Raw genomic sequence first — 22,850 nt, 5'->3', positions numbered from 1 at the left:
TCAGTCTCCGCTGTCACCCTGCTTCGTGATCGTAACGATGTTGTCCTGGTTCAGGGACAGTCCGTCTTCCTCGGCAATCGAGGAAACACGATCCTTGCTGTTAAGGGTATTCACTTCTACCGCAACGGCCTCATTCTGGGTTTCCAGCGTCGAGATCTTCGTTTCGAGCTCCTGGCACTGAGTGCTGAGGCTGTTGTTGAAAGAGCGCAGAAATAATGCGCTTACGAGATAGCATATCACAGATATCATGAAGCAGAAGAACGTAAAGTTCACCAGCTTCAGACTCTTCTTTTTTCTCTTGCGTGCTGCCATAGTTCATTTACCCCGTTTTCCGTTCAATGCCCCTCAGCCTGGCGCTGTGCGAGCGGTGATTTTCTTCAAGCTCTTCTTCGGATGCAGTGATCGCGTGCCTGGTAAGAAGTACAAAGGAGGCCTGCTCCAGTTCAGATTCCTTCAGCGGAAGCTTCGGGTCTCTGAATGGAGCAGAGGATAAGCTTCTGAAACAGTTCTTGACCATGCGGTCTTCGAGCGACTGGAAGGTGATGACGGCGCAGCGGCCGCCCGGATTCAATAGATCGCAGGCTTTGCGAAGTCCTTGCTCGAGCGAATCGAGTTCGTGATTGACTTCAATGCGCAGTGCCTGGAAGGTCTGTTTAGCAGGGTGTCCCTTCTTCCGCAGCACCTTTTCCGGAAGTGCGGATTTAATGACCTCTACCAGCTGCAATGTTGTCTCGATCGGTGCTTCTGCCCTTGCGCGCTCGATGGCACGGGCAATCTGCTTTGCATTCCTCTCTTCGCCATACTGGAACAGAATCCGGCACAGGTCTTCATAGGAATACGTATTGACCACTTCATAGGCAGAAAGGCTCTGGCTCTGATCCATGCGCATATCCAGCTTTGCATCGAAGCGGTAGCTGAAGCCGCGAGAAGGATCATCGAACTGCGGGCTGCTGACCCCGAGGTCCATCATGACCCCATCGACTCCGGTCACGCCGTACTCGGAAAGACGTTCCTTCATGGTGCTGAAGTTGTCGTGGATCATCGTGACCTTGTCCATGTCCCCTGCAAGCACCTTGCGGCTTTCTTCGATCGCAGTCTCATCGCGGTCAAATGCATACAGATGACCGGTCGTGAGCTTGGACAGCAGCAGTTTGGAATGTCCGCCTCTTCCCAGGGTGCCATCCACATAGATGCCATCCGGTCTGACCTTCAGAAGATCGACAGTTTCATGCAGCAGCACACTCTTGTGTTCCATCACTTCAGGTACTCCGTCAGCGACTCTGCCAAATCATCGAAGTTCTCTGCCGTATCGGCGTTGTACTTCTGCCAGCGCTCTTCGCTCCAGATTTCGACGTAATCGTTTGCCCCGATGATCACGCAGGAATGATCAATCCCTGCATAAGTGACCAGGTTCTGCGGCAGCTGGATTCTTCCCTGGCTGTCACAGGAGCATTCGGCGGCACCGCTCGTCATGAAGCGAATATACTGGCGGGCTGCACGGTTCGTGGTCGGCAAGCCGTCCAGCTGTTTCTGAACCTTGTCCCATTCATGGCCGGTATAGATGGTCAGACATCCATCCAGCCCTTTGGTGACAACGAAAGTATCCCCTAGTTCCTCGCGGAGGCGGGACGGAATGATGAGCCGGTTTTTCGCATCGAGACTATGCTGGTATTCACCGATGAACATCAGACTCTACTTCCCTCCACTTTCTGATACTTTCTACCACAAGTCTACCACAGGAGGACCGTTTTACAAGAATCTCTCTTAAGAAAAACTTAAGAAACAGCAAAAAAAACCATCTCCATGAAGGAAATGGTTTCAGAAAATCCGGACTTCTCTGTTTCTTATGCCTGTTCTTCAGCCGGCTGTGCGGTCTTCTTCGCATCGCCGACGGAACCGCAGACCGGGCAAGCATGATGCGGCTGCTTATATGCACCGCAGACCGGGCATTTAACCAGAGTCGGAGCAGCGAGCTTATAATGCGTTCTTCTCTTATCTCTTCTGGTCTTGGAATTTCTTCTCTGCTGTACTGCCATCTGTCTGACACCTCCTGTTATTCTTTACCGTAATCTCTGAGCTTTGCCAGACGCGGATCACCCTTCTCTGCCTGACTCTTCTCGAACTCCTCTTCGGAAATCACCCGCCAGCCATCGCCGCTCGGATAATCTTCAGGAGAGGCCTCCGTCACCTGCAGCGGCACTTCGGAGAGGATCTCTTCGATCACGACCGGAAGCAGCTCGATGACTTCATCCTTAACGACCCAGACGTCATCTTCATCAGTGTCTTCAAATGCGAAGACCTGTTCTCGTTCCGTCTCGAAGGGGCATTCAATCTCCAGACCGGTCACTGCATCCGGGAGACACATGATGCCATGAATCTCCATCTTCACATAGAACCGTTCTGAAGCTTCCTGATACAGCCCAGTTCCGGATACCCGGACATCCTTGACTCCATTGATGCGGGAATTGGATGCGAATACTTCCGGGTCAATCTCAACAGCTTCATCAAAGCGAATCTCTTCAGATGAAGAACCGCTCAGCATAGACCTCGTCCACTTCACCGCCAGGGCCTCCTTCGCTCGTTAACGCCACAATTATAGCAGACCATGAAACAAAGTCAATGCACGTTTTCAGGCTCAGCAATGCTCGTCCAGCCAGTTCCCGACGGCCTCAAATACCTGCATGCGATCGGTTTCGTTCAGAATCTCATGACGCATGTTCGGCCATAGTTTAGCATCTACATCCTGATAGCCTGCTCGGCGGAGGGTGGAGATGCTGTCATTGAAGCCTTCATCTCCTCCGCGGCACGGATCGCCTTCGCCGCTGATGAACCAGATCGGAAGATCCGGCTTCGTGACATGATACCCGGAGACATTGTGCATGCGCTTCATCAGTTCCATCTCATCGAGATAGCCCTGGATCGTGAACGGGAAACCGCACAGCGGATCAGCCAGATAAGCATCCACATTTGCCGTGTTGCAGGACAGCCAGTCAGACTGGGTGCGGGGATTCTTGACACACTTGTTGAACGATCCTGTCACTGCCTGATCCATGAAGCGGGAGTGTCCCTTCTTTCCCTTGAAGAAGCGGATCACCTTTCCGGCAGCGATGCCGCCGTCTGCGGCTTTCTGCCAGCATGGTGCGCCCGAGAGAATCAGGCCGTCCAGTTCCTGATCATGATCCTGCAGCAGGCAGCGGGAAATCATCGTGCCCATCGAATGGCCGAAGAGGAAGAGCGGAACATCCGGGAATGTTTCCCTGGCCTCGCGAAGGCGGTCGACCGCACTGTCAATCAGCATATCCGCACCGCCGCTTTCTTTGAACCACCCGAGTTCTTCGGCGTGTTCGCCATGTCCAGGCAGGTCATACGTAACTGCGCCATAGCCCCGGTTCTTCAGGTATTCGGCAAAGTCCCGGTAGCGCTTCTGGTGCTCGCTCATGCCGTGAACGATGGCAACTGCGCCTTTTACCTCCCCTTCCGGACGGTAAATCGTATCAAATGAATTCATATTATGGAAATTCCTTTCGCTGAGTTCAGTATAATACAATTCGAAAGACGAGGGATCAGACAGATTATGACAAGTGTTCTGGCCATAGCTGCAGAATATAATCCGTTCCACAAGGGACATCAGTATCAGATTGAAGAAGCAAGAAAGAAGACAAACTGCGATGTCGTGATGGCAGTCATGAGCGGCAACTGGGTGCAGCGGGGTGAGCCGGCGATCCTGGATCAGTTTGCAAGAGCAGAAGCTGCGGTCCGGGGCGGGGTGGATCTGGTGGCGGAGCTTCCTTATATTTATGCGACTCAGAGTGCCACGGGCTTTGCCCATGGCGCAGTTTCGGTCATGAAGGCGGCGGGCGTGAACTATATCAGCTTCGGCAGCGAGTGCGGCAATCTCGAAAATCTCAAAGAAATTGCAGAGACTCCGGTAAATCCGGATCATCTGCATCAGTCCATGGATACAGGCATGAGTTTCCCGAGGGCTTACAGTCTATTGACTACAAGCATGCGTCCGAATGATATCCTTGCGGTCTCCTACCTCAAGGAAATTGCCGGTACGGCGATTGAGCCGGTTCTGATTCCGCGCACGACTTCCTATCTGGATCCGGAGCTTCATGAGACCAGCAGTGCGCTCGCCATCCGGACTGCATTGAAGGAAGGAAAAGATCTCGGAGAAACAACGCCGATGAAAGAAGCATTGCTGAATGGGCATCGTGTCTATATGGAACAGTTCTACCCATATCTCAGAACGTTCCTGCTGACGAGCAGACCGGAACGGCTTGCCGAGTTCTTCCTGTTCCGGGAAGGAATTGAGAATCATCTGATTGCCAACGCAAAGAAGGAAAGCACCTGGGATGGCTTCCTTTCGGCATGCGTGAATTACCGTTATACGGCCGGACGGATCCGCAGGACATGTCTTTCCGCAATGATGCAGCTGGAGAAGAAGGAAGTAAACTCCCTTCCTCCTTATGACACCATCCGTGTCCTGGCATTCAATGACAGGGGACGGCAGTATCTCCATGACATGCGCAAAAGCGGCGTGAGATTTGCCAGCCGCTTTGCGGATGTCCCCTATCCGTACCGGGAGATGGAGTACCGTGCATGTCTGCTTTATACTTCAGTGCTTCCGGAAAAAGAACGCACCCGCATTCTCAGAGAAGAGATTGCAGGTGCTCATTATGTCAATTACCCCGTCCCGTAAAGGGCCGAGGCTTGTGACTGCCTCCACCAGTACAAGCGTGCTCATATAAGCCTCCTGGTTTCTGCTAGCGAGGATTATACCTCCTGTGGCGTCACATCGCCGGATGATTGACAACACCCGTTTGATAGCGCTCCGGTATACCGAAGCCTTAGCTTAATTTACTGATACTGATTCCGCAGGCTCGATCAGCTTAATCTTATCGAACTGCGGATTTTCATTTCCGCTGACCCAGAGCGTGCCGAGCGTGTAGATGTTCATTGCCCCGATACGATCGTCGTTGCTGGTATAGCCACATTGCCTGCACCTGTATAAGTGTTCTCTGTGATCACGGTTTCCCTTTACGACAGCACCGCATCTCGGACAGCGCTGAGAAGTGTACTGCGGGTTTACCTTCAGCACACTGGAGCCAGATTCATTTGCCTTATACGTCAGCTTTGTTTCAAGGTCATAGAATGACCAGTTCCGCAGGTCGTGTGTCTGCTTTGCGCCGTGCATGTTTTCTTCTTCAAAAGATACACCGGTCAGATCTTCCAGTACAAACAATGTTCCCGAACCGTATCGCCGGACGAGTGCCTTGCGGATGCAGTGATTGACATCCCTAATCCAACGGTTCTCTCGCCCGGAAATACTTGCCAGTCTGCGTTTGGCTGACCGTGTTCCTTTTGCCTGAAGCTGTGCACGTACAGCGTCAAATTTATCACGTTTGCGTAAAATCTCTTTGCCACTGAAAAACTGTGTTTTCTGCTGTTCGTCATAGACAGATGCCAGAAATCTAAGACCTCTGTCAATGCCCACAACATGCTTCACATCACCTCTTTCAAATTCATCAACGTTCTTTGTTACGGAAATATGCAGATACCAGATGCCATTCAGTTCCACAAGTTTCGCTGTGCCAAGCGTCCAGCTACTGTCAAAGAATCTCTGCATGGATTCGGGCAGTACAAAATCGCATACAGCCCGTTTGCCGAGCGTGTTGATGGAGAGCTGAATGTGGCCGTCGATTTTGTTATGTACAAAACTGTAATCACGGTTCCGTACCAGATCGCACTGCGGGCGGTTGAACGCAATTGGTTTCTGAAGCCATGTCATATCCCGATGAAAGCTGTAGTGTTTACCATCCGCGGTAAACCGGTACGGATTGTTTCTCATCTGCGTATCGACGGTCTGATATCTGGCAGTAACTGTTTTAATGCACGAGATAGCCATCTGTGCCTTTAGTCCAAACAGTTCACGCAGATCGTAATATACATGTTTCTGAACCTCATTGGAATTGATGCAGAAGTCATGTTGAAAGATCCATTCGGAGGCAAAATTACATCCAAGCATATATTGATAAGCGGTCTGAAAAAACAGCAGATTAGTGCCACTCTCAGAAGTCAGACGTACTTTAATCGTTTCGCCAATCTGCATGTTGGACCTGCTCCTTTTCGTGAGAACATGATTTCACTATATAAATATTATATAATATTTATAGTGAGAATGTAAGCATATGAATAACATTTATCAGCACCGACGGCATAACAAGAATCTGCTCATGGTACATCTGATCTTTGCGACAAAGTATCGCAAAGCCTTACTGTTCGGCACGTTCAGAACTGACGTTAAGCAATACATGTTTGATGCTTGCATCGAACATCACTGGTATATCAGGCGTATGGAGACAGATAAGGATCACATCCATATTCTTCTGCAATATAATCCTATGGATAGTATCACTGGTATCGTTTCGGTGTTCAAACAATACAGCACATATCAGGCGTGGAAAAATCATGGGCATATGCTGAAAAAACATTACTGGAAAGAAAAAACGTTATGGTCAGATGGCTATTTTGCTGCATCGATAGGACAGGTATCTCAGGAAACCATTGAAAACTATATTGAGAATCAGGGCTAAACAACGTAAAACCGCCCTGTAAAGGGGCGTGGCTTCTACCGAATGAAATTTTGTGAAAGATTAGCCCTTTCTGCCTAACAGTTCCAGATCATGCTTGATCTTGGTGGTGGAGATGCCTTCGGTGCGAGGGAGATACACAACTCGGCAGAGATCGGAGAGATCGTCGAACTTTCCTTTCCAGTCATCGCCCATCACGAAGATGTCTGCCTGGTATTTCACGATATCGGACCGTTTCTGTTCCCAGGTTTCTTCCGGGATCACGAGATCGACATAGCGGATGGCTTCAAGCATTGCTTTCCGTTCTTCATAAGGATGGTAGGCTTGCTTGCCTTTTCCGGCATTGAATTCATCTGTGGAGAGACCGACGATCAGATAGTCGCCGAGGGATTTTGCCCGCTGCAATAGACGGATATGTCCCCAATGCAGCAGGTCATAAGTTCCATAAGTAATTACACGTATCATGGCTCCAGTATAGCAGAATCAGAAACCCGGGCAACCCAATTACTCCGGTCCTGAAGGGCCGTGGTTTCAGATCGAATGAATAGTCAAATGAAAACCCGGCAGATGCCGGGGTTTGCTTCAGCCTTCCTGTACGTTGGAATAGACTTTGTTGACATCATCGATGTCATTGAGTGTATCCATGAGCTTCTGGAATGCGGCCTTGTCTTCGTCGGAGTCCAGAGTGACCCATTCATTCGGATACATCGTCACTTCGCAGGTAGAGAATTCCACATTCGGAAGAAGCTTCTCGATTGCGTCCTGAGCTTTGCCGAAGTCCTGGAATGAGGTCTTGACCTGCATGATGCCGTCTTCAACGCTGATGTCCTTGAGATCTACGTCTGCATCCATCATGGCTTCCATCATCTTGTCTTCGTCTTCATAAGGGAATTCGAAGAGGCCGATCTGCTCATAGCCGAAGGAAACAGAACCTGCATTAGCGATCTTGGAGCCCTTGCAGCGGTTGAATGCGGTCTTCACTTCAGTATAAGAACGGTTTGTGTTGTCGGTGAGGCAGTCGATGATGACGGTGCTTGCGCCAGGACCGAATCCTTCATAACGGCACTCCGTATAGTTCTCGTCTGTACCGCCCTTTGCTTTCTCGATTGCTCTCTTGATGACGTCTGCCGGTACCTGGTTGGACTTTGCTTCCTTGATTTTTCTTGCCAGAGCAAGGTTCATATCAGGGTCAGGCACGCCGGATTTTGCTGCAATATAAAGTTCCTTTCCGAAGCGAGAATACAGCTTGGACTTTGCAGCAGCTGTTTTAGCCATTGAGGCTGCGCGCACTTCATGTGCTCTTCCCATATAATCAATACCACCCTTCAGTTTTCCTAGAGAAATACCTGTGACATTATAGCAAAGACCTCCATTGATGAAAAGAAAAAATGCTTATTCATCAGTGATTTGCGGCGAAGCATGTTTGTGACGTTTCAGGAACTCGGGATGATAGAATATCTGTGATATGGCAACGTACGTGATCAGCGATCTGCATGGCAGCAAAACCGAGTTCGATCATATGCTGAAAGTGATCGATTTTCATGCGGAGTATGATGAGATGTGGATTGTCGGCGATGTGTGCGACCGTGGCAGGGATTCGATTCCACTGCTTCTCGAGATCATGCACTGCCCTTCAATGCATCTGATTTTCGGCAATCATGATGTCTGGCTGGCCAGATATATCCCGGAGCTGATCCGCGGGAAGTCTGATGAAGGAACGCTTTATATGCCGACGATGTCGGATGATTTCGTGACGTGGCTGAGCTACAACGGCGGGCTGACCACCGCGGATCAGTTCATGGACCTTGATTACCCGACGTGCTATGACATCCAGAACTACCTGCAGGAACATAAGCTGTATCAGTTTCTCGAAGTCGGGGGAACAAAGTACCTGCTGGTTCATTCAGGACTCGGAAGCTGGTGCAGAGCCGGGGTCAATCCGGCAGAAGTTCCGGAGTTCGAGCTGATCTGGCCTCATATTGGTCTTGAAGATAATCCGTATGATGATGTGACGATGATCGTCGGGCATATGCCGACGTTCCTGTATGGCAAGGAATATGACGGGAAGATCATCCATGGAAAGAAGAAATCCATTTTCCATATCGACTGCGGATGCGTCTACGGAAGAAGGCTCGGATGCGTCAGGCTTGAGGATCAGAAGGAATTCTATGTGCCTTCGACGTATCCGTATCTGAAAGTCAGAACCTAAGAAAACACGCAGGCTTCAGTGTCCTGCGTGCTGATCCTGATCGATCCAGTTTTCAATGAGGGAGACCATGTGATCCCGCTGGCTGACATAGGGCTTCGGCTCAAAGGTCTCTGCCTGTTTCAGATACGGGCGGATATCCGTCAGATCTCTCATATAGATCAGATACCCCGCCTGCTCAAAGGATTCCAGCAGCTGGGTCTGATGATCATTGACGTGTTCGTGATATTTTGCAAGTCTCGCTGCGGCGAGAATTTTTTTCTTTTCGCGCAGTGCGGTCATGATCGTGCCGACGCCGCCATGGGTGATGATGAGGTCCGCCTGATTCATATATTCTGCGAATTTCTGCTGATCGATGTAGGCGATCACTTCCATGTCGCTGCTCTCGTATTCCGTGAAGCCTGCCTGGACCACTACTTTGCCTGTGATGGCTCCTTCGTGAATGGCCTGTTCCACAGCATCAAGCAGACGGGTGAACTTCTTGTCATTGGTTCCTAAGGTCACTAGAATCATCAGAAGATCCAGCCTCCATAGACGGCATTCGGATATACCTTCTTCATGCTTTCCCACTGCACGACGAAGAGATCGGCAATCGGATAGACCATCTTGCCTGCCATGGTCGGAGTCTGGCTGTTTGCCATCGTCTCGATCCAGATAATCTTTTTATGGAAATGATGTGCGATCTTGCACATCGGAACAGCAGTATGCGTTCCGGTCGTGATGACATAGTCTGGTTTCAGCTTGAAATACAGCACGAGAGAACGGATGCAGTTATACGTGAAATGAAACAGATAAGTCCATGGCTGGCTTTTCGAGCCATAGGCAAGAAAGTCCACTTTATCTGCTCCGTATTTTTCTTTCAGACTGAGGTTGGCAGGAGTCTTCTCGGTAATCAGATGAAAATCGCAATGAGAAAACATCGGAGAGAGCTGCAGCAATTCGGTCAGATGACCGCCGGTACTTGAGATGAAGAGTATTTTCGTGTTGGGTTCCATAAAATAAAAATAAGGCACACAGGATTCTGTGCACCTTAAGTATACACTACTTGCCGAGGGCCTTACGGACAAGTTCCGTAACTTCTTCCTCAGTGGAGCAGTTCAGTGCCTGGTCTGCCAGCTTCTGCATCTCAGCATAGGAGAGACCGTCAATCATGCGGCGGGCGCGGGTGATGGAGGATGCGCTCATCGAGAACTCATCCAGGCCAAGACCAAGCAGCACCGGTGCGGCCATCTCATCGCCGGCCATCTCACCGCACATACCGCACCAGCGGCCATGCTGATGAGCACCATCGATCGTATGCTTGATCAGACGGAGAATCGAAGGATTCAGCGGCTGATACAGGTAGGATACCTGCTGGGACATACGGTCTGCAGCCATCGTGTACTGGATCAGGTCATTCGTTCCGATGGAGAAGAAGTCTGCTTCTTCAGCGATCTTATCGGCGAGAACTGCAGCAGCCGGGATCTCGATCATGCATCCGACTTCGACATCATCGCCGATCTTGACGCCCTCTGCAACGAGCTTTTCACGTTCTTCGTTATAGACTGCCTTTGCTTCACGGAATTCATTCAGCGTGGCAATCATCGGGAACATGATGCAGAGCTTGCCGAATGCGGAGGCACGGAGCAGAGCTCTCAACTGTACCCGGAAGATATCCTTGCGCATCAGGCAGAAGCGGATTGCACGGACACCCAGGAACGGGTTCATCTCTTCTTCGAACTGATAGTAGTTCAGCTTCTTGTCACCGCCGATATCAAGTGTGCGGATGACAACCGGCTTGCCCTTCATGCCTTCCAGGACTTCTTTATAAGCTTCGAACTGAACGTCTTCACTTGGGAAGTCGTCCTGGCTCTTCATGTACAGGAATTCGGTGCGGAACAGGCCGACGCCTTCGCCGCCGTTGTCGATGACACCCTGCACATCTGCCGGGGATCCGATATTGCCTACTGCAAGAACCTTATGACCATCCGTGGATACGGTTTCCTTATTCACATAGGTCTTCAGTTCTTCCTTTTCCTTCTCGAAGGCAGCAGCCTTTGCTTCATATTCCTTCGTCTCTGCTTCGCTCGGATTCAGGATCACGGTGCCGTCAATGGCATCGAGGATGATCTGCTGGCCATTCTCCGCCTGATCCATGATGCCGGTGATGCCGACAACTGCCGGAATTTCCAGCGAACGCGCCATGATGGCACTGTGGCTCGTACGGCCGCCGATTTCCGTTGCAAATCCTTTTGCAAATTCCTTGTTCAGGCTGCCGGTGTCAGACGGGGTCAGTTCCTTGGCAACGATGACAACCGGTTCGCTCAGCGTTGCGAGGTTCGGAATCTCCTTGCCTTCCAGGTTGCACAGCAGACGGAACGAAACATCCTTGATATCTGCTGCACGTTCCTTCATGTAGGCATCATCCATGCTTTCGAACATGGAGACCATCATATCCGATACATTCTTTGCAGCAAAGTCCGCATTCTCTTCCCCATTGCGGATCTCATCTTCAATCTGGCTGCGGAAATCCGGATCCTGGATCATCATCAGGTGCGCATCGAAGATCGCAAGTTCTTCTTCCTTCAGGTTCTTTGAAGCAGCAGCTTTGATTCCTTCAATATCCTTCACCGTCTTCGTAAAGGCAGCGTCGAGACGTGCCAGTTCCTTTTCCACATCAGCATGTTCCTGCTTTTCGATGTGAAGCACCGGCTGCTCAAGCTTATAGACTCTGGCAACCGCAATACCCTGTGATGCAGCAATTCCTTTCAGCATGACTTAATATTTTTCCTCCTGTCCGGTACTTTCCGAGATCATGTCCAGAACATCCTGAATTGAATGCAGATCAAGCATCTTCGAATCCGGGACCACGATGTCGAATTTCTCTTCAACTTTCAGCATGAAATCGACGAGATCAATCCCGTCCATTCCAAGCCCCTCAAACGTGGTTTCCGGCGTCAGATTATGGTGATCCGGCGCATACTCGCGGACCAGCTGATCCAGCACCTCAAGATAATTCATAAGAGATTCTCCCTGCCAGAATTTTATCATTGTTCCAGCCCTTCCACAACCGGATTCAGAAAGCCGGCATGAAACAATTCAGGAATTCCTGAACTGCTTTCTTCTTCAGGCGGTAATACGTAGTCTTGCTCCAGTAAGGCTTATACCAGTCCGTTTTCTCATTGCGGAACAGGTTCTGCATCAGAAACCGGGAAGTCGGATCCATCATTTCCAGTGTCCGGTTGAGTTCCTGCATCCAGGAATACGAATCCAGAAGGTTCTGATCGGAGTGTTCCGGGTCATCTGCGCATCGGTGAATGATCATCAGGCAGTGAAGCGTCTGCAATCGTATAAACTCCATTGCCTCCTCAGAAGTTCTGATGTGTTTCTCGGAATCAGAAAAAGGTTTGTTCGGACACATGATATGAAGCCTTTCTACCCCTCATCTTCCGGATTCAATGAGTTCCGGACCTCTGCGTGTCCTCAATATAATCGAAGGAATCTTCTCCTTCAAGATCAGTTCTGTAAGCGCTTACGGTTTTGAATACGATTTCCAGTTTTCTACAATCCCGGAAACGATATCTTTCCTGCAATGAAAGGATCGTCTGCTTGCATGCTATGGCTGATCCCGGTAAACTGATTGACAGAAAGGAATGTTCCATGCGCGAAGAATACAGTTCTTCTCTTTCCATCAGACGAATTCTGATTTCGCTTGCGATCTTTGCGATGATTCCGCTGCTTTCGCGGTTTCTGAATCAGTATATTCTCAACGAAACACTGTGCACGATGTTTGCGCTGAACCTCGGGGCGGCTGCCTTGATCATGTATGACTGGAACCTGTTCGGTCTGCACTGGAACCGATTCAAGAACCATCTTGCTGAATCCCTGCTCTGGGCGGTGATCGGGTTTGCAGCTCTCGGTCTCTGGTTCTTCTTCAATCAGCGGCTTCTGCATGGCTCTGTCCTGCTTCCGGATAAGGATACGCTTGCCCGCTATCCGCTGGCCGTGCCGGTGATCCTGGCAGCCTTCAGCTTCAGCCAGTCTGCAGTCGTGAATATGACCTTCAAGTGTCTGACCGATCATTTCAAGATCCAGACCCAGGAAGCAGTCGTGATCCTGATGTCCGGCTTCCTGTTCGGATTATGCTTCACGCTGGCAGAAGTCAGCTATCCGATCTCCCTGACGGAGTTTGTTCCCGGCTATTTCTACAATGTCGTCCTGGTCACGATCCTGTCTTATCTCTATAACCAGTCCGGAAATCTGATGCCTGGAATTCTTTCCATGGGTACGGTTTATCTGATCCTCTGCATTCAGCTGATGCTGTAATTCTCAGCAGCTTCTGAAACATCACTTATGTTTTCAGCAATCCCCCGATTCATTCTGAGAAAGCTATTTTCTTTTTCTGACCTTCCGCAAATTCGGGACAGAAAAAAACGTCCGCCCGATCAGGGACGAACGTTTCCAGGTTTACTCAGTTTCGATCAGACCGTAGCCGCCGCTGTTTCTGCGATAGACCACGGAAATCTTGCCGCTCTCATCATCAGTGTACAGATAGAAGTCATGGTTGGACAGTTCCATCTGCATGATTGCTTCATCGAGATCCATAACTTCTGCCTTGATGGTCTTCGTCTTGACCGGAATCTCAGGTTCTTCGGCGATTTCTTCAGCAGCGAAGGTCTCTGCCAGGGAGCTGCGATGCTTGCGGCTGAGGCGGGTCTTCTGACGGCGGAGCTGATCTTCGAGCTTGTCTACAGCAAGATCAATTGCAGCATACAGGTCTTCCTGCTCTACTTCCGTACGGAGGATACCGACTCTGGTAGGAATCGTGACTTCAATTTTCTGGGAATTCGGATACACACGGACGACCACCCGAGCGGTGGTGTCCTCGTCAATCAGGAGATATTTCTCCAGGCCGGAAAGCTTCTTCTCGATCTTTTCCCGCATTGCCGGGGTAACGCTGATATTCTTGCCGATAATCTCAAAACGCATAACTGGAACCTCTCTTTCTATTGTTTCTCTATGCGTGGAATTTTCTATGAAACCGGAGCACATGCTCCTTCGTTTTTCTTTACAATTCTCTTACTCTTCTCTTTCTGATTTCAGTATAGCAGAACAAGCGTGAAAGCTTCGTGAATTCTGCTAGACAATCTTCTGATTTTGAACAAAAAAACGCAGAAAGCTTTCATGCAATCTGCGTGAGCCAGCGGTAGACAACCGTCATAGCATAGCTGTCCATCCCGCAGTATTCCTTGAGTTCCCGGATAATCTGTTCCTGGTCGGCCTCTTCATCGCCGCGGTCCAGATGCCGCCAGGCAAATACTGCCGCCATGCCTTCATGGATATCAAGATCTCTGTAGCCCGGATCATCCATCATCGACATGATGCGCTTCAGATTCCATGCCCCGCCCATCCGGGTGTCATAGACAAGACCGGAAGTAAACGGAACCTGCAGATCCTTCATGCGGGCTTTCATATCCAGAAGCCGTTCCCGGTATTCCGGAAACTGATCCGCAAATTCCTGCAGGCGGATCTTTTCTGCACCTTCGGCATTATAGGCAATGATGGTTCCTTCCGAAGGAACTTCGTTCAAGAGAGACTCCACCATCTTCCTGCGGTCATCGTGGATGCCGAGGAATACCTGATGAGTCATCGTTCCGTCTTTCTGCATGATATGCAGGCTGTATTCAAAGGGCAGCACATCATATGGATGCATGCCTTCGTACTGCGGTACCGCATAGCACTCCCATTCGAAATCCAGGAAGGAGATCGGATATCTGATATCGCTCAGCCAGGCAGATAGACCGAGATGGTCGGCAAACAGACCCCCATTCTGATCTGCGCGGATCTGAGCAAACTGCTGGCGGGTGCCTTCAATGCGATTGAGATCGGCGTCTTTCAGAAAATTTCTTCCTTCTGCCTTCATCTCATAGCGGTATCTGGAGCCGATCAGCGTCAGGATGCTGTTGCATGGTTCTTTCTGCTCTTCCGGGAAGCATTCCTCATAGAAGCGGCATTTCTGACGGCTTGCGCAGCGCGGTTTCCGGACGGGAGATGGGGCAGGCTTCAAAAGACTTTTTTCCATCGCATCCAGCTGGGATGTGTAATCGCGCATGCCATCCGCAATCGCTTCGCGGATCAGGACAGTCGGATGATTGGCAGCGTTATAGAAGTAATCCGTGACCGTGAACAGCTGTTTCACATCCAGATCCCCTTTCCGCTGATATTCCCGGTTCAGATGAACCATGCGGATATTCTTCAGATGGATGCCTAAATGCTCCAGAACCCATACCATGGCACAGTAGAACAGCAGATCATCGGCGTGCGGATATAATCCCGGAAACAGGAAATACAGATCCCATCCATCGCCATTGCGATGCAGAAACGGCGCCTTGATCCGAAGATTCCGATATTCAAACCGGGCTTTGATCAGCCAGTCTTTCTCTTTCAGAGCCTGCATAGCAAGCTCAGGCGGATCATTGCGCTGACCGAGGAATGGGTCCGTGACGCCAAGCATCTGGGCTGCTAAGTCGGTGACCTGCTCGTCCAGACGGACATATCGCTCCCAGTCCTGGGGCGGAGCAGCCTGATCCAGTGCGAACAGACGCTGGCATCGATTGAATTTTTTCAGGTCAGAAATATGGAACATAGAAGAGCCTTTCTGTTTCAGAATACAAATCTGCCATCCCGGAAGACCGGTTCGGAAGTTCCGTCTTCATAGATGCCATCGGCAGTAAGATCAGCAGTACCGAACATGAAGTCGACATGGATCTCTGAAACATTGCCGCCATGTTCCTTCAGTTCTTCTTCGCTCATCTTCGTACCGTTTTCAATCTGTCCCGGATAGCTTGCTCCGAAGGCTAGATGGCACGACGCATTTTCATCAAAAAGCGTATTGAGGAACAGAATCTTCATTTCCGAGATCGGCGTATCATACGAAATCAGAGCAACTTCGCCTAAGCGATCCGAATTCTCATCCGAAGAAAGAATCTGCTTCAGAGTCTCTTCTCCCTTATCCGCATGGCAGGAGACTGCTTTCCCATGTTCAAAGGTCACACTGAAGTTCTCGATGCGATGGCCTTCATAAAGCAGCGGCCTGCTTGCATAGACCGTTCCGTCGACATGCATGCGGTCCGGGGTCGTGAAGACTTCTTCAGTGGGAAGATTCGGATTGAAGAGACAGCCGATTTCAGAAGCCTTCTCTTCTCCTCCTCCCCAGAGGTGTTCTTCCGCAAGGCCTACGGTCAGGTCCGTGCCGAGGGAATTATGGAAATGGATGGCCTTGAAGTGCTTCTGATCCAGCAGATCGCAATGATGGCGGATCTCTCTGCTGTGTGCCTTCCAGGTGGCAACCGGATCGTCCTCAGCATTTACATATACGGTGTTCAGGATGGCATTCCAGAGTTTCTGCTCGGCAATTTCCGGATCTTTTTCTTCCGGGAATACCTGTACTGCCCAGCGCGGATTCGGCAGAGCAAGGATGGACCATTGTCCCTTGGAAGCCATCGAATAGGCCTGATAAGGTGCCATTGCCTTCCGGCGGGATTTAGAGATGCGGCCGGCCTTTGCTTCATCAACCCCGGCCATGATGCCAGGCACCGGACTGATGATATGCAGGAAAGCTGCTTTGCGTTCCTGGGCTTCTTTCACTCTAGCAAGCTGATATTCCGGGATTTTCGCAAGGAATGCTTCTTCGCCATAAAGCAGATTGATGCGTTCGGCATCTTCATCTGCCCAGTTCATCCATACTTCGCCAGCCCCGCAGCGATATGCTTCTTCCATGCAGAGATGGGCAAAGTCGGAATGCGTGACAGGACACGAAATCACCAACAGCTGGCCCTTCTGCACATTGACACCAGTCTCAATCGCCAGACGGGCATAATTTCTCAGCGTCTTCTGATCAGGCATGTTCAACTTCCTCCCCGAGCAGATTCTGACCGGCCGTCTTCGTGAAGGTCACCATCGCAAAGTCCCCTGCTTCATGCGGGACATTGCTGCGGAAGCGGACCATGCCGTCAACGCCGTCCGGCGCATAGAGACACGATCTGCCAAGATACATCCCTGTCAGTCCGTCTCTTCCTTCAATCAGCACTTCTTCCGTCTTTCCGATCCATTTCTTCCGGTCTTCTGCCGCAATCTTCATCTGCAGATTCATGAGTTCTGCCTTTCTCTGTTCCTTGACTTCCGGCGGAACATCATCTTCGAGCGCGTAGCTCGGAGTATCTTCTTCTCTGGAATACGTGAAGGCACCCATATGATCAAAGCGCACTGTTTCCACTAACGACAGATTCTCCTGATGATCTTCTTCGGTTTCTCCCGGGAAGCCGGCAATGAGCGTCGTGCGGATGACGGGCGAGTCAAACGAAGCACGGATCTTCGCGCAGCGTTCGATGATCTCTGCCCGGCTGCCTCTTCGATGCATGGCCTTCAGCATGCGGTCGCTGCCATGCTGAACCGGAATATCAAAATACGGAATCACATGACGGCTGTCATGGATAGTCTGGATCAGATCATCCGGAATCTCATCCGGATAGAGATACAGAATCCGGATCCAGTGAATGCCGTCAATCTGATCCAGCTTCTTCAGTAATTCAGAAAGATGCAGCTGATGATCCCGGTCAAACCCGTAGCGGGAACTGTCCTGGGCAATGAGATTCAGTTCTTTCACGCCGGACGCAGCTAATTGTTCTGCTTCATGGACCAGATCGGTTTCATTCATCGAACGCAGCGGTCCGCGGATATTCGGAATCGCGCAGTAGCTGCAGCGGTTGTCGCAGCCATCAGCGATCTTCAGATAAGCCATCCATGGCTTTCCGGAAAGCACGCGCGGGGCTTTTCCGTACGTATTCGGGATCTTCACTCCGAGTACTTCCGAGAGGATGGATCCGAGGTTTTTGTATTCATCGATGGAAATGAACCGGTCTACTTCCGGCATCTCCTGTTCGAGCTGGGGCTTGTAGCGCTCGGCCAGGCAGCCCATGACGATGAGCTTCTGAAGGCCTTCCTGCTTATGGTCTGCTGCTTCAAGGATCGTCGAGATCGCTTCGCTCTTTGCGGACTCGATGAATCCGCACGTATTGATGATGACTGCATCTGCATCTTTCCAGGAGGTCACGACCTCAACGTTTCCTGCCTTCAGGATGCCGAGCAGATTTTCGGTATCCACCAGGTTCTTGGCACAGCCAAGCGATATTACTCCGACTTTCATATGTTCTCCGATCTGTCTTATTGTATCACACTGCTTCTTTCCCAAAGGAAGCAGATAAAAGCCCGCTTGGAATGCGGGCAGATGGTTCAGTCAGCCAGGGTTCCGAACGGATCCCACGGATCCAGGAGCTTCACTTTCTGCTTCAGCACTTTCTGCTGGGCATCCGTGAGGTATTCCCGATCAACTGCGGCTTCATAGACATACTGTTCAAACCAGGAATCGCTGGCGATGTAGTAGCCCTCATGGGCAACTTTGTCTCCCCAGGAGTTCTCGATCTTCCAGCGGGTCGGCTTTCCTTTGACGAGATTGACGCCCGTCAGCACCATGGCATGATTCATTGCACTGTATCTGGTATTGAGCATTTCTTCCTTTGTCATCGAAAGATCCATATCAAACGTATGCTCATAGTCAAACTGCTGATCATCCCAGAGACCGGACTGACGGTTGCCGTCCTTGCCACAATCGCATCCGAACCATACCGGCTTGCCATCCTTGAGCTGCGCGATGACAGCTTTCTTGAATTCGTTCATCGGCAGGTTCAGATAGCGGATCTCATTGCCGGAGACGACATTGCCGATGTATTTCACGGAATACATCTTGTGATAAGGCTTGTCTTCAGTTGGGGCATTGATGATGACCGCATAGCGGTCGAGATCCTCGCCAAGGTATTTCTCATAGAATTCCTTCGGCGTCACATCGGAAACCGAATGATACTTCTTCTTCGAATCCACGTATTCAAATGTGAAGCTCTTCGGAGGCAGGCCGAAGCAGTCGGCAATCAGCGTATAGCATTCCGCAAGCACCTTCGTGCGCAGTTCTTCGCGCTTCTCCGGTTTCAGCGCCTTTGCCTCAGAAGCGAATTTCCGCAGTCTCTTGTTCAGCAGTCCGTTCATATCATGCGTATGGCTGGACTGGTACGTTTCCGGCATAGCCGTCTTCGGACAGATGCCATACTTCTTGACGAGTGAAACTACCATGTCCCACTGGCCGCCGTCGCCGACGCCATTGTCAAGCAGCCACTGCAGCGTGCGGTCGTCATACGGCTGATCAATCTGCTCCAGCACGCAGTTCATGAACCAGTTGCACTTCTCGAGCTTGTCATAGAAGGCAACATAGTTCTGAGAGAGCTCGAACTGATCGATCTTGTATTTCTTCGCGATGATCTCGCGGAGCACGTTCATCGAGCTGAAGATCCAGCAGCGGCCGGACTGCAGCTGATTGGTCACCTTCATCGTCGGCACTTCGACGGAAAAGAAGAACGGATTAGCTTCCTGTGCTTCCAGCACATTCGAGATGGAAGTGATGCTGGTCGTGGTCAGCGCATTGCGCACGACTCTTGCCTTATCATTCTTACGGTATTCTTCCTGCAGCTGTTTCAATTCATCAATCTCAATCGGTTTCATAGGTCCATTCCTTTCTCAGCTTCTTCTTTCAAACGTCTGTCCGCACTTCGGGCATGTGATTTCCACCTTGCCATGATGGCGCGGCACACGCACCATCTGGCCGCAGCCTGGGCAGAGACTGTACCGGTGTTCTTTATCTTTCAGATTCCTTGAGCATACCAGGAATCTTCTGCGGATGCCTCTGGTGTGCTCGAGGAAGGCCGCATTCTCGCTCGACCGCTTTATCATGTTGCGAGACATGCTGCGATAGATGATATAGATCAGAAGCACCTCAGCCACAAGCACGAGAATCGTCAGGCGGGCAAAAGTTCCGGCAATATCCAGAATTGCCGCACAGACTAACAGGAAAGAGCTGAGCTTGTCATAGCCGTATCTCCCCTGCATGAATCGGTACATCTTCTGCTGAAATTTATTCATGCAGTATCTCCTTTTCCGGTGCAATGAAATACCGGTATCTCAGAATCCGGCAGATAGACAGCGTGACTGCGCATCCTGCCATGACGTCGCTGATATAATGCATGCCTGCCATGATCCTGGAAACGGCGATCAGAGCGGTATACACAATTGCAAGGCCCCACAGCCTTCCCTTTTTCAGCTTCGGATCGACATACGGCAGTAACGTGATCCAGAAGATCATGGCCGCTGCTCCGGTATGGCCGGACGGGAAGGACTTGTACAGATCATCCGTGAAGACTAGTCCGCTGATATGGAACCATGGCTCAAATGAGACAGAGGGATCTGACAGCGAGATGAAACGGGGTCTTCCCCAGATGATCTTCATCGCCTGGATGATCAGAAACGACCAGAAGGCCATCGTGATACCAGCTCTTGCCGTCTTCGCTCCGGCTTCAGATGCGATCGGAAACTGCTGTGCTTCTGGAATCAGAAGCACAAAGAACAGAATCCCGAGACCAGTCGCTCCGATCAGTTCCGGCAGATTGATCGTGGTCATTCCGATAACCTGGATCCCTGCGGCAAGACAAAGTATGAAGCCTGCAGCCTGAAACAGCTTCTGGTGTCTGATCCGGCTGAGGGCCAGAAAGCAGAAAGCCGGTACGAGAAACATCGGCAGCGGTCCGGCATGCTTGCCGAACGAAATCAGCGCATTCCAGCCATGCGCAGTCAGAAATTCCGAAGCCGCAAGATCTTTTCTTGCCGCTGCCACGAAGACCAGGAGATAGAGCAGAATGCTGGAAAGCGCGCGATACTTTCTCATTTCTTCTTTTTCTGTTCGCGTTTTCCAAGAAGCCAGTTCACGAGCGAGAACCAGACTAATCCGAACAGGAAATAGTATAAAAAGACGGCCCAGAGCGGGGTGGAGGAGACGATGCCTTTTCGATTATTGCCGAGATCGGTGATCAGGGCTCCTGCTAACCCGAGAATCAGTGATTCAATAAGCAGGACTTTTCGTTTTTCAGTCATATGCAGTCAGCTCCATTTCGCAATAGTATGTTAGCACAAACGGAAAGCTTCCGGAATCAATCTGAGCTATGATAATGGACATGGAGGCAGACTATGAAATTTGATCTTTCCAAACGGTGGTGCTGGTACTTCAATGAGCTGTCGAAGATTCCCCGCCCTTCCCGTCACGAAGCAGCGGCAGCCGCCTGGGTCAAGGCGTTCGCAGAGAGCCATAAGCTGGAATGGTGGCAGGATGAATGGGGCAATACCATTCTTTATAAAGAAGCTTCCCCCGGCAGGGAACACGAAGACTCAGTCATGCTGCAGGGACATCTGGATATGGTTCCGGCTTGTGCGCCTGGCGTGGTGCATGACTGGGAAAAGGATCCCCTCTCTCTGAAGGTCGAGGGAGATTACCTGATGGCTGATGGAACGACGCTGGGAGCGGATGACGGCGTGGCGATTGCCTACATGCTTGCAATCCTGGAAGACGATACGCTTTCCCATCCGCCGCTTGAATGTGTTTTCACAGTCATGGAAGAAATCGGATTAGAAGGTGCTCTGCATCTGAAGCCCGAGAACATCCGCTCGCGTAGAGTCATCTCTCTTGATGGAGGCAGCGAGACTTCGACGATGTGCTGTGCAGCCGGCGGCATCAAGGGAGCGATTCATGTCCCGTTTAGCAGAGCAACCTATTCCGGTACCTGCATGAAGGTTTCCTTCTCCGGGTGTCTGGGTGGTCATTCCGGCATTGAGATCGACCAGGAACATGCAAATCCGATTCTGCTTCTGGCCAGATTCCTCAGAGAACTGCAGGAGCAGAAGGTTCCCTTCCGGCTGGTGAACTGGAATGGCGGCGCTGCTGATAATTCGATTCCGCAGTTTTCAGAACTGCAGCTTGAAACAGCAGAAACTGAAAAGCTGGAAACTTCTTTTGCAAAGTTCAAAGAAGAAGTATTCACGGAATACGGTCCGACGGATCCGGGCATGAAGCTCGAGCTCTATCCATGCAAGCCTGCAGTCACTCCCCTTTCGGAAGAATCCGGAGCACGTCTGATTGCTCTCATGAATCTTGTTCCGAATGGTGTCACCCAGAGAAACCTCACCCTCGATATTCCGGCTACTTCTGATAATGTCGGAACGATGGAGCTGAAGGAATCCGAGGCGATTGTTCTGTTCCGGATCCGTTCGCTCTATGAAAGCGGACTGGATGATGAGCTGCGCAAGATCCGGATTGCCTCTGAACTCAATCAGGCATCTGTCGAAGTGCTGATCCGCTATCCAGGTTGGAACTACCATCCGGAGTCTGCCCTAAGAGATGCACTGAATCCTCTGATTCAGAAACATTACGGAAAAGACCTCGTGATCGAGGGAACGCATGGCGGCAATGAGACCGGCATCTGGAGCGGTCTTCATCCGGACAGCGATATCATCTCGATCGGTTCGGTCGAAGAAAAGATCCACACGCCGGAAGAGCGCCTGGATCTCAAGGCATTTGATCGGATGTATCACCTGCTGACGGAACTGCTGGAAGTGCTCTGATCAGAGCACTTTTTCTTTTCGCTTTGCAAACCACTGGCTGAGTTCCATCTTATGGCCGATCGAAAGAACGGTCAGATGAAGCAACTGCCGCTCTTCATGGCTGCTGGAAAACGGTTCTTCCGTTCCAGCCAGCACCTCCAGAAGTTCTTCCCGGAAACGAGTATAGGCATTTTCGGTATTGCAGTATTCCGCAGAGATGGCAAGGGCTTCCCGGATCTCATCGATGGACAGCACCTGCTTGGCCAGGGCGATGAAGAAGAACATCGCAATCTGATCCCGGCTGTATGCTTTCTTCATTGCCTTCGGGACGAGCTTGAGTTTCACATAGTTCGAAATCATCGAGCCGGTGACCGGCAGTTCCGGATATAGATCCAGATATCCATTCAGGTATTTGACCACCTGATCCAGATACAGACCGACATCCGGGATTTCCCGGTATTCCGGAAGATTGAACTGATTCAGATCCTGTTTTTCCATAGTTCTACTATAGCTTCTGAAATCTTCGAAGTCAAATTTGTTAT

Annotated in this window: 28 protein-coding genes; 5 read left to right on the top strand and 23 right to left on the bottom strand. The window is 50.7% G+C overall.

Annotated elements, in window-relative coordinates; genetic code table 11:
* The 6 genes from ftsL to C7E00_RS06750 form a co-directional block, all read right to left on the bottom strand.
* On the bottom strand, positions 1 to 312 hold the full coding sequence (ftsL, locus tag C7E00_RS06775; RefSeq protein ID WP_105303572.1) for a cell division protein FtsL: 312 nt from the start codon (positions 310 to 312) through the stop codon (positions 1 to 3).
* A 7-nt stretch (positions 313 to 319) separates the two neighbouring features.
* Positions 320 to 1,255, bottom strand: coding sequence for a 16S rRNA (cytosine(1402)-N(4))-methyltransferase RsmH (gene rsmH, locus C7E00_RS06770; protein ID WP_105303571.1), 936 nt, complete (start codon positions 1,253 to 1,255; stop codon positions 320 to 322).
* Positions 1,255 to 1,686 (bottom strand): division/cell wall cluster transcriptional repressor MraZ, encoded by a 432-nt coding sequence (gene mraZ, locus C7E00_RS06765; RefSeq protein ID WP_105303570.1) that lies wholly within the window; start codon positions 1,684 to 1,686, stop codon positions 1,255 to 1,257. Before mraZ ends, rsmH begins: the two co-directional genes overlap by 1 nt.
* Positions 1,687 to 1,844: 158 nt before the next feature.
* Positions 1,845 to 2,036 (bottom strand): 50S ribosomal protein L32, encoded by a 192-nt coding sequence (gene rpmF, locus C7E00_RS06760; protein ID WP_105303569.1) that lies wholly within the window; start codon positions 2,034 to 2,036, stop codon positions 1,845 to 1,847.
* A 17-nt stretch (positions 2,037 to 2,053) separates the two neighbouring features.
* The gene (locus C7E00_RS06755; RefSeq protein WP_135358182.1) at positions 2,054 to 2,560 is read right to left on the bottom strand and encodes a YceD family protein; all 507 of its coding nucleotides are present in this window, start codon (positions 2,558 to 2,560) and stop codon (positions 2,054 to 2,056) included.
* 75 nt (positions 2,561 to 2,635) lie between these two features.
* Entirely contained in the window at positions 2,636 to 3,508 is an 873-nt protein-coding gene (locus C7E00_RS06750; protein ID WP_167836502.1) for an alpha/beta fold hydrolase, read from the bottom strand.
* A 66-nt stretch (positions 3,509 to 3,574) separates the two neighbouring features.
* On the opposite strand from C7E00_RS06750, the gene C7E00_RS06745 reads away from it, so the two are divergent.
* Positions 3,575 to 4,702, top strand: a complete 1,128-nt coding sequence (locus tag C7E00_RS06745) for a tRNA(Met) cytidine acetate ligase (RefSeq protein ID WP_167836501.1) — start codon at positions 3,575 to 3,577, stop codon at positions 4,700 to 4,702.
* 153 nt (positions 4,703 to 4,855) lie between these two features.
* Here the strand turns inward: C7E00_RS06745 and C7E00_RS06740 are convergent, their stop codons facing one another.
* Positions 4,856 to 6,112, bottom strand: a complete 1,257-nt coding sequence (locus C7E00_RS06740) for an RNA-guided endonuclease TnpB family protein (RefSeq protein WP_105303566.1) — start codon at positions 6,110 to 6,112, stop codon at positions 4,856 to 4,858.
* 79 nt (positions 6,113 to 6,191) lie between these two features.
* On the opposite strand from C7E00_RS06740, the gene tnpA reads away from it, so the two are divergent.
* Positions 6,192 to 6,596 (top strand): IS200/IS605 family transposase, encoded by a 405-nt coding sequence (gene tnpA / locus C7E00_RS06735; protein ID WP_105303565.1) that lies wholly within the window; start codon positions 6,192 to 6,194, stop codon positions 6,594 to 6,596.
* A 60-nt stretch (positions 6,597 to 6,656) separates the two neighbouring features.
* Here tnpA and tagD read toward each other — a convergent pair whose 3' ends face one another.
* Complete coding sequence (gene tagD / locus C7E00_RS06730) at positions 6,657 to 7,058, bottom strand: glycerol-3-phosphate cytidylyltransferase (protein ID WP_105303564.1); 402 nt, start codon at positions 7,056 to 7,058, stop codon at positions 6,657 to 6,659.
* 117 nt (positions 7,059 to 7,175) lie between these two features.
* Positions 7,176 to 7,901, bottom strand: a complete 726-nt coding sequence (locus C7E00_RS06725) for a YebC/PmpR family DNA-binding transcriptional regulator (protein WP_105303563.1) — start codon at positions 7,899 to 7,901, stop codon at positions 7,176 to 7,178.
* 157 nt (positions 7,902 to 8,058) lie between these two features.
* On the opposite strand from C7E00_RS06725, the gene C7E00_RS06720 reads away from it, so the two are divergent.
* Positions 8,059 to 8,802 (top strand): metallophosphoesterase, encoded by a 744-nt coding sequence (locus tag C7E00_RS06720; protein WP_105303562.1) that lies wholly within the window; start codon positions 8,059 to 8,061, stop codon positions 8,800 to 8,802.
* Between the two features lie 15 nt (positions 8,803 to 8,817).
* Here C7E00_RS06720 and pssE read toward each other — a convergent pair whose 3' ends face one another.
* From pssE to C7E00_RS06695, 5 genes are read right to left on the bottom strand one after another with little or no spacing between them, the layout of a single operon-like run.
* On the bottom strand, positions 8,818 to 9,312 hold the full coding sequence (gene pssE / locus C7E00_RS06715; protein ID WP_105303561.1) for a PssE/Cps14G family polysaccharide biosynthesis glycosyltransferase: 495 nt from the start codon (positions 9,310 to 9,312) through the stop codon (positions 8,818 to 8,820).
* Positions 9,312 to 9,794 (bottom strand): PssD/Cps14F family polysaccharide biosynthesis glycosyltransferase, encoded by a 483-nt coding sequence (pssD, locus tag C7E00_RS06710; RefSeq protein ID WP_105303560.1) that lies wholly within the window; start codon positions 9,792 to 9,794, stop codon positions 9,312 to 9,314. The genes pssE and pssD overlap by 1 nt, the downstream gene beginning before the upstream one ends.
* Positions 9,795 to 9,840: 46 nt before the next feature.
* The gene (gene ptsP, locus C7E00_RS06705; RefSeq protein WP_105303559.1) at positions 9,841 to 11,553 is read right to left on the bottom strand and encodes a phosphoenolpyruvate--protein phosphotransferase; all 1,713 of its coding nucleotides are present in this window, start codon (positions 11,551 to 11,553) and stop codon (positions 9,841 to 9,843) included.
* A gap of 3 nt (positions 11,554 to 11,556) precedes the next feature.
* Complete coding sequence (locus C7E00_RS06700) at positions 11,557 to 11,799, bottom strand: acyl carrier protein (RefSeq protein ID WP_167836500.1); 243 nt, start codon at positions 11,797 to 11,799, stop codon at positions 11,557 to 11,559.
* A 55-nt stretch (positions 11,800 to 11,854) separates the two neighbouring features.
* The gene (locus C7E00_RS06695; protein WP_135358181.1) at positions 11,855 to 12,139 is read right to left on the bottom strand and encodes an MG284/MPN403 family protein; all 285 of its coding nucleotides are present in this window, start codon (positions 12,137 to 12,139) and stop codon (positions 11,855 to 11,857) included.
* Between the two features lie 299 nt (positions 12,140 to 12,438).
* Between C7E00_RS06695 and C7E00_RS06685 the strand changes: the two genes are divergently transcribed.
* Positions 12,439 to 13,104: a hypothetical protein gene (locus tag C7E00_RS06685; RefSeq protein WP_105303555.1), complete on the top strand. Its 666-nt coding sequence runs from the start codon at positions 12,439 to 12,441 to the stop codon at positions 13,102 to 13,104.
* 141 nt (positions 13,105 to 13,245) lie between these two features.
* Here C7E00_RS06685 and hpf read toward each other — a convergent pair whose 3' ends face one another.
* From hpf to C7E00_RS06645, 8 genes are all read right to left on the bottom strand, one after another.
* Positions 13,246 to 13,767 carry a ribosome hibernation-promoting factor, HPF/YfiA family gene (gene hpf / locus C7E00_RS06680; protein WP_105303554.1) on the bottom strand — a complete coding sequence of 174 codons (522 nt, stop codon included), beginning with the start codon at positions 13,765 to 13,767 and terminating at the stop codon, positions 13,246 to 13,248.
* Positions 13,768 to 13,960: 193 nt separating this feature from the next.
* Positions 13,961 to 15,424: a DUF2779 domain-containing protein gene (locus C7E00_RS06675; protein ID WP_105303553.1), complete on the bottom strand. Its 1,464-nt coding sequence runs from the start codon at positions 15,422 to 15,424 to the stop codon at positions 13,961 to 13,963.
* Between the two features lie 17 nt (positions 15,425 to 15,441).
* Positions 15,442 to 16,683 carry an aminopeptidase gene (locus tag C7E00_RS06670; RefSeq protein WP_105303552.1) on the bottom strand — a complete coding sequence of 414 codons (1,242 nt, stop codon included), beginning with the start codon at positions 16,681 to 16,683 and terminating at the stop codon, positions 15,442 to 15,444.
* Positions 16,676 to 17,983: a 30S ribosomal protein S12 methylthiotransferase RimO gene (gene rimO, locus C7E00_RS06665; RefSeq protein WP_105303551.1), complete on the bottom strand. Its 1,308-nt coding sequence runs from the start codon at positions 17,981 to 17,983 to the stop codon at positions 16,676 to 16,678. Before rimO ends, C7E00_RS06670 begins: the two co-directional genes overlap by 8 nt.
* Positions 17,984 to 18,069: 86 nt before the next feature.
* The gene (locus tag C7E00_RS06660) at positions 18,070 to 19,386 is read right to left on the bottom strand and encodes a C1 family peptidase (protein ID WP_105303550.1); all 1,317 of its coding nucleotides are present in this window, start codon (positions 19,384 to 19,386) and stop codon (positions 18,070 to 18,072) included.
* A 15-nt stretch (positions 19,387 to 19,401) separates the two neighbouring features.
* Positions 19,402 to 19,803, bottom strand: coding sequence for a hypothetical protein (locus C7E00_RS06655; RefSeq protein ID WP_105303549.1), 402 nt, complete (start codon positions 19,801 to 19,803; stop codon positions 19,402 to 19,404).
* Entirely contained in the window at positions 19,796 to 20,602 is an 807-nt protein-coding gene (locus C7E00_RS06650; RefSeq protein ID WP_105303548.1) for a phosphatase PAP2 family protein, read from the bottom strand. The genes C7E00_RS06655 and C7E00_RS06650 overlap by 8 nt, the downstream gene beginning before the upstream one ends.
* Complete coding sequence (locus C7E00_RS06645; RefSeq protein ID WP_105303547.1) at positions 20,599 to 20,808, bottom strand: hypothetical protein; 210 nt, start codon at positions 20,806 to 20,808, stop codon at positions 20,599 to 20,601. Before C7E00_RS06645 ends, C7E00_RS06650 begins: the two co-directional genes overlap by 4 nt.
* A gap of 93 nt (positions 20,809 to 20,901) precedes the next feature.
* Between C7E00_RS06645 and pepD the strand changes: the two genes are divergently transcribed.
* Complete coding sequence (gene pepD / locus C7E00_RS06640) at positions 20,902 to 22,329, top strand: beta-Ala-His dipeptidase (RefSeq protein WP_105303546.1); 1,428 nt, start codon at positions 20,902 to 20,904, stop codon at positions 22,327 to 22,329.
* Here pepD and C7E00_RS06635 read toward each other — a convergent pair whose 3' ends face one another.
* Positions 22,330 to 22,806, bottom strand: a complete 477-nt coding sequence (locus tag C7E00_RS06635) for a DUF1836 domain-containing protein (RefSeq protein ID WP_105303545.1) — start codon at positions 22,804 to 22,806, stop codon at positions 22,330 to 22,332.
* Between the last annotated feature and the right edge of the window lie 44 nt (positions 22,807 to 22,850).

Source organism: Anaerolactibacter massiliensis, from assembly GCF_900290205.1.
Classification (GTDB): domain Bacteria; phylum Bacillota_I; class Bacilli_A; order Erysipelotrichales; family Erysipelotrichaceae; genus Bulleidia; species Bulleidia intestinalis.
The sequence above is the reverse complement of the archived record's forward strand: the minus strand, read 5'-3'. Positions and strand labels throughout refer to the sequence as shown.